At 36.6% G+C, this 14,535-nt stretch carries 9 protein-coding genes; all 9 read left to right on the top strand.

Annotation, left to right across the window (positions count from 1 at the left end; genetic code table 11):
- Positions 1–74 precede the first annotated feature (74 nt).
- The 9 genes from ACOMCU_RS08350 (at position 75) to ACOMCU_RS08390 (ending at position 14,438) form a co-directional block, all read left to right on the top strand.
- Positions 75–1,556 carry a serine hydrolase domain-containing protein gene (locus tag ACOMCU_RS08350; protein WP_421049899.1) on the top strand — a complete coding sequence of 494 codons (1,482 nt, stop codon included), beginning with the start codon at positions 75–77 and terminating at the stop codon, positions 1,554–1,556.
- 360 nt (positions 1,557–1,916) lie between these two features.
- Positions 1,917–2,465 carry a GNAT family N-acetyltransferase gene (locus ACOMCU_RS08355; protein WP_421049900.1) on the top strand — a complete coding sequence of 183 codons (549 nt, stop codon included), beginning with the start codon at positions 1,917–1,919 and terminating at the stop codon, positions 2,463–2,465.
- A 381-nt stretch (positions 2,466–2,846) separates the two neighbouring features.
- A complete protein-coding gene (locus ACOMCU_RS08360) occupies positions 2,847–4,883 on the top strand; it encodes a hydantoinase/oxoprolinase family protein (RefSeq protein WP_421049901.1) in 2,037 nt (678 codons plus the stop codon).
- Positions 4,884–4,886: 3 nt separating this feature from the next.
- Positions 4,887–6,566: a hydantoinase B/oxoprolinase family protein gene (locus ACOMCU_RS08365; protein WP_421049902.1), complete on the top strand. Its 1,680-nt coding sequence runs from the start codon at positions 4,887–4,889 to the stop codon at positions 6,564–6,566.
- 15 nt (positions 6,567–6,581) lie between these two features.
- Entirely contained in the window at positions 6,582–7,334 is a 753-nt protein-coding gene (locus tag ACOMCU_RS08370; RefSeq protein ID WP_421049903.1) for an IclR family transcriptional regulator, read from the top strand.
- A 19-nt stretch (positions 7,335–7,353) separates the two neighbouring features.
- Entirely contained in the window at positions 7,354–8,928 is a 1,575-nt protein-coding gene (locus ACOMCU_RS08375) for an OPT/YSL family transporter (protein ID WP_421049904.1), read from the top strand.
- Positions 8,929–8,943: 15 nt separating this feature from the next.
- Complete coding sequence (locus ACOMCU_RS08380) at positions 8,944–9,987, top strand: DUF917 family protein (RefSeq protein ID WP_421049905.1); 1,044 nt, start codon at positions 8,944–8,946, stop codon at positions 9,985–9,987.
- Positions 9,988–11,720: 1,733 nt separating this feature from the next.
- The gene (locus tag ACOMCU_RS08385) at positions 11,721–13,184 is read left to right on the top strand and encodes a hypothetical protein (protein WP_421049906.1); all 1,464 of its coding nucleotides are present in this window, start codon (positions 11,721–11,723) and stop codon (positions 13,182–13,184) included.
- Positions 13,185–13,463: 279 nt separating this feature from the next.
- A complete protein-coding gene (locus ACOMCU_RS08390; RefSeq protein WP_421049907.1) occupies positions 13,464–14,438 on the top strand; it encodes a tyrosine-type recombinase/integrase in 975 nt (324 codons plus the stop codon).
- The last annotated feature ends 97 nt before the right edge of the window (positions 14,439–14,535 follow it).

Raw genomic sequence — 14,535 nt, forward strand, 5'->3', positions numbered from 1 at the left:
AAATTAAGAAGGTGTTAACAAATTAATAAAAGCAATAATAAGGTCGGAAAAATTAACAATTAAAGGGAAATTAAATGATGACAAGAAAATACTTTTCAATCGTTAAAATGATCGTAATCGCCATAGTCATGCTCATGACAAATGTTAACGGTATGGTATGGGCAAACGAAAATGAGTCTACAGCTAGTAATCTAGATATTTCTAAAATTGATGCGTTTATGTCACATGAAATAGAAAGATTGCACATTCCCGGTGCTTCATTGGCCATCGTAAAAGGAAATCAGGTGGAATACTTGCAAGGATATGGTGTTTCGAGCCCAGATGGAACAGCAATGACAGCGCAAACGCCAGTTGTTATTGGCTCGGTTAGTAAATCATTTACAGCGCTAGCCATTATGCAGCTAGTGGAACAAGGAAAAATCAATCTAGAAGATCCAGTACAATCAGTGATACCGTGGTTTCAATTAGCAGATAAAGAGGCATCAAAAAAAATCACCATACAGCACTTATTAAATCAAACAAGCGGACTTTCTACATTTGATGGTCAAGTAGCGATATCACAAGGAGATAGCACAGTAAAAGAACATATAGAAGGTTTGGCTAATACAGTATTGACATTCCCGGTTGGTAAGCAATATCAATATTCGAATTTAAATTACAGCATCCTAGGTGCAGTCATCGAAGAAGTTACACATAAATCGTATACAGCGTATATAAAGGAATACGTATTCAAACCACTTGCAATGAACAATAGCTATGCGGACCCTATAGATGATTTAAACAATACAATTGCGGTAGGCTATCAAACTGTCTTTGGATTTAAGATGCCAACTGAGCAATTAAACCACCAAGGAACTGTTGCTTCTGGTTACATTATTTCCAGTGTGGAAGATATGGCAAATTACATGATCGCACAATTGAATCAGGGACAGTTCAAAGGAAGAAGTATTTTATCAGCAAATGCCATGGATACAATGCATCATCCATCAGCACTCGTTGGCAATGATACTTACTATGCCATGGGATGGGAAGTGAATGATGTAATCGCCCATAATGGCTGGACAGAAAACACCTACTCAAAAGTCATGTTAGATGGGGAGTATGGCATCAGTCTACTTATCAATTCCATGGATTATTTCAATCTGAATGAATATGAAGCAATAACGAGTGGCATTCTCAAGCTCGTCCATAATAAAGTACCTGCTATATCTACAAGCAATCCATTTATGAAATATATCATTTTGGATTTGATTTTACTGGCCATCATCGCTTACATTGTTTGGTCTGCTTACAGAATTTTCAAACCTAAAAAACGGAAAGTAACGACCATCCGTGTTATTTTAGATGGCTTGTCTTTAGGCGTATTCCATTTGCTACTTCCATTGATTATTTTAATTGGTTTCCCAAAATTATTTGGTCCGTTGTCTACGACAACATTATTTGCTCCAGGTATAGGGCATTTGTTTTTTTTACTACCTTTGTTCCTGTTAATTGTGGGAATCGCTAAAATAGGTATTGGCATTAAAGAAAAATACGTTCAGCAAGATATCATTTGACGCATAGAACGAATGCCAAAAACAGTCATATCAGGAGAGAAAAGCTGCGAGGCTCCTGCGTAAAAATGAGTTTTGCAACGGTAAAATAGCGAAAGAGGAAACGAAACAGTTCGTTCATTACTTATTAATAGCTACAGTGTAAGACAAGTCCTTTCTAAAATTTTGTGAGATGACTTGTCTTTTGTGATTTAAAACTCTCTGACGCTGGAAATTTCCATATATCCCGAATGAAACAAACGCAACGATTCTGAGGATAGCGCGACAGGATTTTTGGTAATATTTGTAGAACCAATATCTATAACCCAAGAAAGTTAAGTAAAACACAGGGTTGTCATATTGGAGATAAAGGGAGTCGATGGAATGGGATATGATCGTGAAAAATTAATGATTACGACGGAAAGACTGGTCCTTAGATTATTTCAAACATCCGATGCCGAAGCGGTCGCGACGCTGTGCAATAATTATCATATTTACAAAAATACATTGTATTTACCTTACCCATATAGTTTAAACGATGCATTATCATGGATGGAGCACCATTATGTTAATTTTATGGCAGATCAATCGTATGAGTTTGCGGTAACAGACAAGGACAGTAGTGAAGTATTGGGCGCTATTGCATTATCGAACAATCCCAGCTTTAACCAAGGAGAACTAGCCTATTGGATTGGCGAACCTTATTGGGGCAATGGCTATGCAACCGAGGCAGCGCAAGCAATTTTACAATTTGCTTTTAAAGAAAAGAAGCTGCACAAAGTGTTTGCCCGCTATTTTTCATCAAATCCTGCTTCAGGAAAAGTGATGGAGAAGATTGGCATGGAAAAGGAAGGGACTTTAAAGGACCATGTTATGAAAGATGGTAAATATGAGGATTTGATATATTACGGAATTATTAAAGAACAGGCTTAACATGGCATAAAGCGTATTCGAATACTTTTTTTCGAATAGGCTTTTTTTATTGGAGAAAATCGATTCATTAAAAATCAGTGCTAAATATGCCAAAAAATCTTTCGCATAAACGGGCAATAGTTGACTCTCGTTGCATAGATGGCAACACTTTTTGCTGACATACAAAAAGGAAATAAAGACGTTCCTTTTGCTGAAAATATCATATAAGTTATAGTGTAATTTTCACTTTAAATGTAAGTGAATGACATTTTTTACTATGAAAAAGAATTTGACTAAAAAATTATTATAAAATACATTGAATTTTCTATCTTTTTTGACTATAATCTATTTAATTCTAAATGGAACAGTGTTCCTATAATCGGAACAGAAGGGGATGAGGATTTGAAAATAGCAACAGATATTGGTGGCACTTTTACCGATTTAGTATTCACAGATGAAAAGGGGAATCTTCATTTTGATAAGGGGCATACAACGCCAGGCCATTTTGAGGATGGGATTTTAAATGTCTTAAGTCGACATGTAACGGAACAATCGCTGGTCGAGTCATTTATTCATGGTTCGACAGTTATTATTAACACATTAACGGAAAGAAAAGGGGGAGTAGTTGGGTTAATCACGACGAAAGGCTTTCGTGATGTCTTAGAAATCGCTCGGGGAAATCGACCAGATTTGTACAATTTTAAATATATAAAGCCGCAACCTTTTGTAGAGCGCTATTTAAGACAAGAAATCGATGAAAGAATCGATTTTAAAGGAAATATCATGAAAGCGCTTAACATTGATGAAGTAGGTCCGTTAGTAAATAAATTTAAAGCATTGGGTGTTGAAGCAATTGCCATTTCATTTATTCACGGTTATAAAAATCCACTACATGAAAGACAATTAAAAGAAGAAATTTTAAAAATTTGGCCAGAGGTCTATATAACCCTTTCTAGCGAAACCATTAAAGAATATCGAGAGTATGAAAGAACCAATACAACCGTCTTGAATTCATATGTAAAACCTATTGCACATGCTTATTTAAAAAGTTTGAAAGAAAAGTTAGGGACAATTGGTATTACACAACATTTAAAAATTATGCAATCCAATGGGGGGACGACCAGTTTTGGTAAAGCAATGGAGTTGCCAATCAACCTCGTTGAATCTGGTCCTGTTGCGGGCATGTTCGGTGCTGCTAAATTAGGACAGCTTCTCAATGAATCAAATATTATCGCTTTTGATGTTGGCGGAACGACGGCTAAATGTTCGCTGATTACCGACGGCAAAGTGAATGTCACAACAGATTACTATATAGAAAAAAACGACAAGTTTGCAGGTTATCCCATTAAAACACCCGTTGTCGATATTGTGGAGATTGGCAATGGGGGAGGTTCCATTGCAAGAGTCGACCAATTTGGCTCATTAAAAGTAGGTCCAGATTCTGCTGGAGCGAACCCAGGCCCTGTGGCATATGGCTTAGGCAATACACAACCTACCATTACGGATGCGAATGTCTTTTTAGGCAAACTATCATTAGCCAACTTTGATCATCCAGTAGCCATGAACAAAATTGAAGAGGCGCTTATGCAATCGATTGCCAGACCATTTAATGTTACGGCTGAAGAGGCGGCCCAAGGAATTTTAGATATAGCCAATTCAAATATGTTAAATGCGCTTAAGTTAATCTCTATTCGTAAAGGCTATGACCCAGCGGAGTTTACAATGGTGGCCTTTGGTGGCGGCGGTCCACTACATGCTATTCATTTAGCACAGGAGTTAGGGATGAAAAAAGTCATTATTCCATATGGTTCATCCGTTTTTTCAGCATTAGGTATGATGATGACCGAATACCGACAAGATTATATCCAAACCAATTTATTGAATTTCCATAAAGATCATTTAGCCGAAATTCAACGAAATATGAAAGAAGTGATGCAAAAAGCCTATGCTGAAGCACCTTTATCAACAGAACACTATCATTTTGAAATGAATTACGATTTACGTTATAAAGGACAGGAACACGCTGTAAAGTTAAACTCATCCAATGGACGTCTCGATGAAGCGGAACTACAGCGCTTAACAGCAGACTTCCATATTAAACATCAGCAAGAATTTTCTTTTGAGCTACCTCAAACACCGATTGAGCTAGTGAATCTTCATCTCACGATTTATGGCAAAGACGAAGCTGTTCAGTTTAAGGAATTAGATTTCTCGCACATTGATGGTACAACTTGCATGAAATTGACACGTCAATTATATGTAAAACACACGGGTTGGGTAGATGTAAATGTCTATGATCAACAAAAGTTAGTGCCCGGCTATGTGATTCAAGGTCCAGCCATTGTCGAAAATTCTAGCTCTACGGTAGTAATCAATGACAAGCAGTCCATTAAAATAGATAAATACGGCAATCTAATTGTAGAGATGGAGGGGAAGTAAATCATGCATAAAGATGTTTTTGCAATAGAAATTATTCAAGATTCGTTGCTAGCCATCGGGGATGAAATGTTTGTCGCTTTAGCCCGTTCTTCAATGAGTCCTGTTATCTATGAAGTTTTAGATTATGCATGTGGTTTGACAGATGCAAAAGGTAATTTAATTAGCCAAGGAAACGGTGTGACAAGTTTTATCGGCATGTTAAGTCCAATGGTCCAACATGTTATTGACAAGTTTAATGGCGGTGCGGATTTACACGAAGGTGACGTCATTATTATTAATGACCCCTATGTTGGGGGTGGCTCGCATTTATCCGATGTTGGCTTAGTAATACCTATCTTTTACAATGGAGAAGTGATTGCTTATTCGGCAAATAAGGCGCACTGGACAGAAGTTGGTGGAATGGACCCAGGTTCATTTACCAGTAATTCAAATGAAATCTATCAAGAAGGCTTACAGTTGCCAGGTGTCAAGCTCTATCAAAAAGGCGAACTAAGTGAAGCAGTCTATGAAATTATTGCGACCAATGTGCGTTTACCCGAACTATCCATCGGCGATATGTTTGCACAAGTTGCCGCATTGAAAACAGGTGAAAAACGCATCCGTGAACTTTGTCAGAAGTTCGGTGCGGATGCTGTTAAATTGTCTATCCAAAAATTATTGGACAAGGGTGAAAAAATTGCAAAGCTTGAACTGCAGCAATTACCAAAGGGCGAGTTTTATGCGGAAGATTTTATTGAGGGCGATCCATTAAAAGGTGGACCATACCCTATAAAAGTAAAAGTTACGATTAGTGACCAAGCATTCATTTGTGACTTTAGAGGATCACATCCTGCGGTGCACGCACCTGTCAACTGTTCGCAATTTGGATTAATGGCCAGTGTGAGGGTGATGTTTTTAGCGTTACTTGGTGATATCGATGTCATCAATGAAGGGGTATTTCATCGTTTGAAAATCATAACTGATGATAATTCCATCGTCTCTGCTAAACGGCCACATCCCGTTTCTATGAACTTTGAGGCGCGTATTGGCGCAGCCGATTTAATATGGAAAGCACTTGCACAGCACCTGCCAGACAGACTTTCGGCAGGACATTTACAGTCTGTTTGTACGTTTATTTTAACGGGCAAAAACCCACACAATGACGATTCATTCCTAATTGTCGAGCCATCTGTTGGTGGTTGGGGCGCATCCAATGATGTAGATGGGCAAAGCGGGCAATATTGTATGGGGGATGGGGAAACGTATAACCTCCCTGTGGAGATTGCGGAGACAAAATACGGTATCCATATCGATGAATATAGCTTAAACTGTGATGGTGCAGGCGCAGGAGAATTTAGAGGTGGTTTTGGTGTACGTCGAGTTTATACCATTAATCATGATGGACAAAAGGTTTCTGTTAACTTAGGCAGACATCAATTTTCACCTTTTGGCCTAAATGGCGGACATGAAGGTTCACATAACTATCTGATTATTCATAAACAAGATGGAACGAAGGTAGGGCCAATTGGTGTACTAGCAAATTATGAACTGCAAAAAGGAGACCAAATAGAGCTTGTTACGGCAACAGGGGGAGGTTATGGCAACCCCAAAGAGAGAAGCATAGACGCAATCGAAAAAGACTTGTTGAATGAATACATTTCTTTGGAAATGGCATACAAGCACTATCGCTATAAAAACGCATAAAAAAAGGAGAAGGTAATGACTGTCAAGACGTTAAAGAACTCATTGGATATACTAGAATGTTTTGCCTCTACAGAAAACGCATTAGGGGTGCGTGAAATTGCACGCATGACAAACATGCATACAAGTGTTGTGCAAAGAACAATCAATACATTTACAGAAGCGGGATACTTAATACAAGATGAAGGCACTAAAAAATATAAAATGGGTTACAAAATGTTTATATTTTATGATGTGCTTTCGCATTCAAATGACCCGCATTCTACCATTTATGAATTGATGCAAAATCTCGCTAGTGAAATCAATGAATCCGTATTTCTAACTTATATGGATAATGAATACGGTGTCACAACCAAAATAGCTGAAAGCAATAAGAATATAAAATATGCGGTGTCATTAGGAACGAAAACGCCGCTCTATATCGGTGCTTCCTGTAAAGTAATGTTTGCCTATTTAGACGAAGAAAAACAGCTTGAATTGTTAGCGCATTTTAATAAAGAACAGTCAGAAGAAGAACATAAACAGCTTCTTGCACACTTGAAAAATGAGCTACAAATCATTCGACAACATAATTGGTGTATGACAGTAGGTGAATACAATGAGCATGCTTTTGGTATAAGTGTTCCATTATTCAATAAAAAGAAAGAAATTATGGCGTCTCTTACGATTTCTGGTTTGATATATGACATGAATGAGCAGAGGGAGAAATATATGCTTGCACAGTTATTACAAGTTTCTCATCAAATTCAATCTCACATTACTAAACTATAACTAGATAGGAGCTGACTTAATGAATAATAAAGTATTACATCCTAGAGCCTTAGAACCTATGACTCTACTAATGATAGTTTTAACATCTGTTGTTGGTGCCATAATTGGGATGCAACTGATTACTTCCTTAGGAATTTCTGCAAATACGTCGATTGTCGGTGCTATATTCGCCATGATTATAGGAAGAATTCCTATTGGGAAATTCATAGAGTTTAAATCAGTTCATCGTCAAAATATTATCCAAACGGCAATATCTTCGGCAACGTTTAGTGCAGCGAGTAGTTTAATGCTGCCCATTGGTATTCCGTATGTTTTAGGCTATGAATCCTTAGTTTTACCATTGTTTATTGGTGTTATTTTAGCGATGTTTGTAGATGCTTTATTATTATATAAATTTTTTGATACGAAGATTTTCCCGGCGGCTGGTACTTGGCCACCGGGGATTGCCACTGCTGAAGCGATTAAAGCTGGAGATAAGGGCGGTAAGAATGCAAAAGTTTTAATCGGTGGTGTGTTAGTCGGTATTGTGGGCTCCGTACTAAAAATTCCAATGTCAGCTTTTGGTGTAGCGTTTATCGGGAATATTTGGGCGCTTACCATGTTTGGAATTGGTCTTTTACTCAGAGGCTATTCGGTTCAATTATTAAATGTAGATTTAAATCAATATTATATTCCACATGGCATTATGATTGGTGCAGGTATTGTGGCGCTGTTCCAAGTAGCTTTTACTTTACTAGCGAAAAAGTCCGATAAAAAGACAGAAGAATTACAATATTCTAAAAATAAGAAAGAAATTAGACAGGCCTTTGGTGCTGGATTTATCGCTTATTTAATGATTTCGTTATTAATCGCATTTTTAGGTGGAATCATTTCACATATGTCTATTGGTATGTTAGTAGGCTTCATCGTGTTCGCAACCGTTGCTGCCTTTGTCCATGAGCTCATCGTTGGTATTGCTGCCATGCATGCAGGATGGTTCCCGGCGTTTGCCGTTGCATTTATTACGCTAATTGTCGGCATTTTGATTGGTTTCCCGCCCCCAGCACTGGCATTATTAGCTGGCTATAGTGCAGCAACAGGGGTTGCATTTGCGGATATGGGCTATGATTTGAAAACGGGGTATATTTTACGTGGACATGGTAGTAATCCAGCATTAGAAAAAGAAGGGCGTAAACAGCAAATGATCGCTGGGATTATAGCCTTTTCTATTTCTGCCATTGTTGTTTTACTATCGTACAAATCTTATTTTGCACAAGATTTGGTAGCACCGGTCAACCATGTTTATGCGGCAACTATTCAATCGGGTGTTACAGGCGATGTGGCGAAACAGTTAATGATTTGGGCCATTCCGGGCGCATTGATCCAACTTCTTGGTGGGTCAAAGAGACAAATGGGTATCTTGTTTGCGACAGGTTTATTGCTTGTCAATCCTCTTGCTGGGTGGGCAGTGTTAATCGGTATTTTACTGCGTATTATTTTCACTAAAGTCACGAAAGGGAAGAAAGAGTCTGAAATGACGGTGTTTGCAGCAGGTGTCATTGCTGGGGATGCTTTATATAGTTTCTTCTCTTCCATTTTCAAAATGGGGAAATAGCAAGGGGGTATCTTGATGGTAAAAGTGCTAACGTATGAAGATGGTATTGCAGCTGTCTATGGCGGTACGATTCTAGGAGGCGGTGGGGGTGGCCTCCTAGAGGAAGGCTTAAAGCTTGTGGAGGAAATTTTCGCGGTGGGGGCACCTCAGTTAATGGATATATCCGAATTGAGCAATGATGATTTAATCGCTTGTGTGGCCATGGTGGGTGCTCCGTCAGCAGCCAATCAATATATATCAAATGAACAGCTATGCTGGAGCTTTAGTAAGATGAATAGCTATATGACTAATCGACTAAAAGGCATCATTACGAACGAAAACGGGGCGATTACAACGATTAATGGCTGGCTGCAATCGGTGTTATTACATGTACCGGTCGTGGATGCCCCCTGTAATGGGCGAGCACATCCAACAGGCATCATGGGCTCCTTGAATTTACATGAACAACAACATTATCAATCGGTGCAGTTTTATGCTGGTGGGAAAAATAAATGGGCCATACAAGGTTTTGTAGAAGGTGATTTGCAAAATACGGCCAAAAGCGTTCGCCATGCTTCCGTGTTAGCTGGTGGCATGGTGGGGGTAACGCGAAACCCAGTAACCATTAGCTATTTAAAAGAACATGGCGCACCATATGCCATTTCTGATGCCATTGCGCTTGGTTATAGCTTCCTTAAGGGACAAACAATGGATGAAAAATTGGAAAATGTCATGCGTCAGTTGAATGGCGTACACATTGTCTCGGGAAAAGTAACAGACTATTCTCTAACCAAGGACAATGGCTTTGACGTAGGCAAATTATCGGTTGAGGATTTCAGCCTGACAGTCTGGAACGAGTATATGACTTTAGCAAAAGCAGGTACCATCCATTCTAAATTTCCCGACTTACTCATGACATTCGATACGGAAAGCATGAGGCCTGTACCAAGTGCAAGCATTAAAGAGGGCATGCATGTAGCCGTTATTCAAGTCGATCAAAGCCACTTGAAATTAAGCACAACGATGAAAAATGCTGCGCTACTTGCGGAAATTGATGAAGTCATTGGCGCTGTTCGATAGGTGCTTTTGCAATTGTTTGTCACCAATTGCAGGTTCTTGATTGAATCGCGTGTGTTGGGACGATTACCGCATGTATTAGAGAGTGAATCACAAGTATTGTAACGATGAGCGCGGGTATTAGGGGCTGAATCGCGAATATTGTAACGATAAACGCGGGTATTAAGTGAATCAACGGGTATTCCAGAGATTACCGCGTGTATTTGGGATTGAATCGCGAGTATCGTAACGAGAATCGCGTGTATTTGTAGTTGAATCGCGGGTATACCAACGATTACCTACCGCGGATATTAAGTGAATCACAGGTACTACCACCAGTAAGATAGAAAGTTTAAAAAAAGCTGCCATCATCTAGTGTTCAGATGGGCAGCTTTTATTGTTCCTTCAGCGGGAAGGTATTACATAACATCACTTTAGTTCCTACTTCCTTTACGCTTAATGCTTCGTTATTACCAATGGCTTAAATGTACATACTTCGGAAAAATCGTTGCCTAAAACGATCATTCTATTTGTTGTTAGCACGACTCAGATGAACAGCCTTTCGCAAAGTGATAACAGCTACTTGGTGATTCCTTTACCATTAAAGGGAGGAGTTACGTTCACACATACTTAACTTCTGTATAGAAGAAGGTAACATCAATCAATGAAAAAATCTATCACACAGCTGCTAGCAATTGGCTAAGCCTACTTGGTCGTGAAAACAAAACTAACTGTTTGTTCACATATTTTGTATTGTACATTCACTATGCGGGTTAACAAAAAAGAAATTCTAAGGGAAAGTGTTCACTTTTATTTGTTTCTCTCAAATGCTTATTTCAAAAGATGATCGGTAACGTTATACGCCCGTTAATCTTTCAAAAAATTTGTTCAAACATTATTCAATTGTAAGCCCGCTGAAGTTGTATAAGTTTGTAAAAAACATAGCGCCTGTACATTACGCAAATAGTGAGGGTACAGAACAATAGAGGTTGTTCTGTATATTTATCATATTATATTCTGAAAAATTAGTCAATTGAAACGCTGTTCTTTTACTAGAAGTTACATATAAGGCTCCGTTGTTACCAACTCTTGCATGCACTCTAATATTTGCCATTTAAGCGATTTAGTATATATGAATGAGAAAAAATCGTATTGTTAAGTGTGTAGTGTAAGGCATTACTTGTAGGTCATTAACAATGATTGAGTGGACTATAGATTCTTGAGAGAATCTATAGTGAACTGCAGGTTCTATTATTTGGTAATCAGTTGCTATATATTAATAGCAGATCTTAGAAGCATGTTCGTGAACTATATTATACTTCTTAGCGGAGAAAATCGTTTAATGTAAGACGTATGGAAGACTTCTAAATGATTGCGGCTCTAGGGACGCCTGTTTATTGGTACAATGCTATGTGAATTTCAAAATAGGTAAACTAGAAGCTGTATTTCTAGGCTTATTTTTATACTGTTAGTTAAACCCCTATATTTCAATAACTAAATTGTATGAACTTATAGGAAGTGATTGTTGCCCTCTCATTTGGACATTAAACATTAGGTTTGTAAACAAATCGTCTGAAAATAACTCTTTTAGAATCATAAAATTAACCTTTTGTGATGATTAGAAAAGTAAAGTGTTTATCCAATTAATGCAAATATAAGCTATAATTATAAAGTTCAAAGATAACGTATTCAGAAAGCTAAGCAACGTAACATTCGCCAAAATTAACAGTGTCCAGAGTTGAGTGAGGGGTGGAAAGATGGCTATACATAAAGTGGAATTTCCTTATGATTCTACACATAAGGAACTATTTTTTCGATTAGAAAATTTTAAATGGATAAATATTTGTAAAAATATTTCTATAGTATTTTTTGTAATTTATTTTACAATATTAATTAGTTTTAAGATTCATTATAAAATACCTAAAATTGCAGAGATTGAAGAAGATTTTTTTAATTTTATTTTAATAGGAACTACCTTTTTACTTTACAATTTCATATGCTTTTTACAAAGATATATAAGTTATTCTGTAATAAAGAAGGCAACAAATGATATATATCAAATTAATAAGAGAAATTTATATATATCTTTTTTTTATGTATTATGGTCTAGTTCGAAAAAATACTTTTCTTTTAAATCATGGAGAGAAGTATTAAATTTCCTTAAAAATTTGGTTTCCCCAGATTTATTTTTCTCAAAATTCTTCAAGCATGAATTAACAAAAAATAAAGTAAGTAAAGATAATTCTCAAAATGAACTTTATTATTCAATTGGAAAAAATGGAGAGAACTATTCTAATATAGAATGGTGCAAAATTAAAATTGAAAGAAAGTTCTTTATTGAATGGACTAACTGGCTAAATATTCTGATTACGGTATTATCGGTAATTATAAGTGTTAGCTTATTCTATTTTTGTAGCGAAAACTCTATATTAATAATATTGATTTGGTTTTTAATATTCAGAATGATATCAAGAGGTATAGAAATTTCGATAGCATTTTATTCAGATGTTGTTCAAGTGCAATCACAAGTTTTTAAGAAATCAACAGGAAAAGTTTATTCAGGAGAGGTTTTTCATCAAAACGATAAATATGATATTAATAACCACATATTAAGGTGTAATAATGGAGTTATATGTGAATTTTATGGAGAAGAGCTTACTAAAAACATAGTATATATTGATAAATTTAAATCCTCAATTTTAAGAAGTGAAGCTAGAATTTCTTTAGCAATGCATACATTAGTAGAATTATTTTATTTGTATAGTGCGATTTATATTTTCTGTGATTGGGCTTATGGTTTAGATAATAGATTAGAAGTTATAAGTCCTTTAAAATCACTCTTAATTAGTATGAGTCTTGGAGTTTTTAACATATCATATTCAATGGATTATAATAATTTAATAATAGGAATTATTCATGTGAGTCAGGTCTTTCTAAGTGTGGTATTAATATTATTATCCCTGGCACAATATCTTAGCAAAAGTGATAACATTAATGAAAATGAGTATGAGAACAGGCTTTATTCATATGTTTACTTAAATACTAAGAAAAAAAAGAATAAATTAAACGACTATTATCATTCTAATGATGGTATAAAGACTAGTAATAACTTAAAAACATATAATAATCTTAGTGAAATTATTGTCGAAGTTGGGGAAACCGATAACAGTGTTGTAGAACTTCATTTTAAAAATAAAGGGAATGATATGAAGAATGAATAGTTATGAGATGAAATAGAATAAGCTTATAATTAAAAAAAGATCACTGAAAAAGGCAAAATAAAAGCTGAAGTATTGGAGTTTCTGGACGCGGGTTCGACTCCCGCCGTCTCCATAATTTACCAGCCTATAAACGGCGGTATATCAACGTTTTAAGAGCTAGGGATATTGAATGGGAGTTGAACTCTTGTTGAATATCCCTTTTCTTATCCCTATGGAAAATTAGCATATTTGAGCTTGTTTCAAGACCTTCTAATAAAACATATTAGGAGGTTTTTTTCTATGGCAAATAGGAAACGTAAACACGGTATCTTTGCAGTGGAAGGGGATGTTGTCGTTCTAGCTAGTGGTAAAGAGGAAAGAATAAACTGTACGCACATTAGCATTGCACTTGATACGGTATTCAATCAAATGCGTATTGCGGGGAATCGACCGCGCACAATTGAAAGTTATGAGTACATCTTTAAACAGTTTATAGAAGTTGGACGGATTGAGTATGTAGAGGATATTGATATGAATAAGCTCTATCACTATTTGGATGTGCTACAAGTTACTACCGCGACTAAACTAATACGCTTGAAGTCGATTAAAGCCGTATTAAGCAAGTTTTATAATAATGGGTGGGTAAAAGACCGTTTCTGGAGCAATATTCAAATTAAGATTGATAAGGAAGTAAAGAAGGGAGCGCGGGAGTCTGATATAGAGAAGCTCTTGCAATTGATTGACCAAACAACCTTTATAGGCTTTAGAGACGCCGCCGCTATTAAATTAATGTATAAGACAGGTATTCGTATTCGTACGCTTGGAGAGCTTAGAGAGCGTCATATAGACTTTGAAAACCTATGCTTAAACCTAGACGGCTCTACGCTAAAGAATCACAAATTTTTAAAGCTCCCTATAGATACGGAACTAGCGGAAATGTTAAAGCTACTTATTAAATTAAACAATGGAATCCGCGCTCACTTTGGTACAGACAACCGCCATGTATTTATTACTCAAAACGGTTCACCGATGAATAATAGTAAGTCATCTAATTGTGCTATTTCAAAGCAGCTACACAAGTATGCGAAGCGATTCGACTTAGAAAATATAAATGCTCATGCAATTCGCCGAGCTTACGCGAAGAGTTTACTGGAGAAGGGGGCTAGTATAGCTTTAATCAGTAAAGCGTTAGGACATAGTGATTTAGCCGTTACAACACAGTACCTAGAGCTTGATGTCGAGGAAGTAGCAAAGAATTTAAGAGATTTTCTATAATAATTTTTATTTTGAAATTTGACGAGCTAAATAGATGTTATTATATTCTAGGGGATATTTAGTACTTGGTTTAAAAGATAAATTATGAGTTTGTTTA

This window comes from Lysinibacillus sp. UGB7 (assembly GCF_049058285.1).
Taxonomy (GTDB): Bacteria; Bacillota; Bacilli; order Bacillales_A; family Planococcaceae; genus Lysinibacillus; species Lysinibacillus sphaericus_B.

Excerpts from the sequence above, each read along its gene's own strand:
- ACOMCU_RS08375 (WP_421049904.1), top strand. The coding sequence starts at position 7,354 with ATGAATAATAAAGTATTACATCCTAGAGCCTTAGAACCTATGACTCTA.
- ACOMCU_RS08385 (WP_421049906.1), top strand. The coding sequence starts at position 11,721 with ATGGCTATACATAAAGTGGAATTTCCTTATGATTCTACACATAAGGAA.
- ACOMCU_RS08370 (WP_421049903.1), top strand. The coding sequence starts at position 6,582 with ATGACTGTCAAGACGTTAAAGAACTCATTGGATATACTAGAATGTTTT.
- ACOMCU_RS08390 (WP_421049907.1), top strand. The coding sequence starts at position 13,464 with ATGGCAAATAGGAAACGTAAACACGGTATCTTTGCAGTGGAAGGGGAT.
- ACOMCU_RS08380 (WP_421049905.1), top strand. The coding sequence starts at position 8,944 with ATGGTAAAAGTGCTAACGTATGAAGATGGTATTGCAGCTGTCTATGGC.
- ACOMCU_RS08365 (WP_421049902.1), top strand. The coding sequence starts at position 4,887 with ATGCATAAAGATGTTTTTGCAATAGAAATTATTCAAGATTCGTTGCTA.
- ACOMCU_RS08355 (WP_421049900.1), top strand. The coding sequence starts at position 1,917 with ATGGGATATGATCGTGAAAAATTAATGATTACGACGGAAAGACTGGTC.
- ACOMCU_RS08350 (WP_421049899.1), top strand. The coding sequence starts at position 75 with ATGATGACAAGAAAATACTTTTCAATCGTTAAAATGATCGTAATCGCC.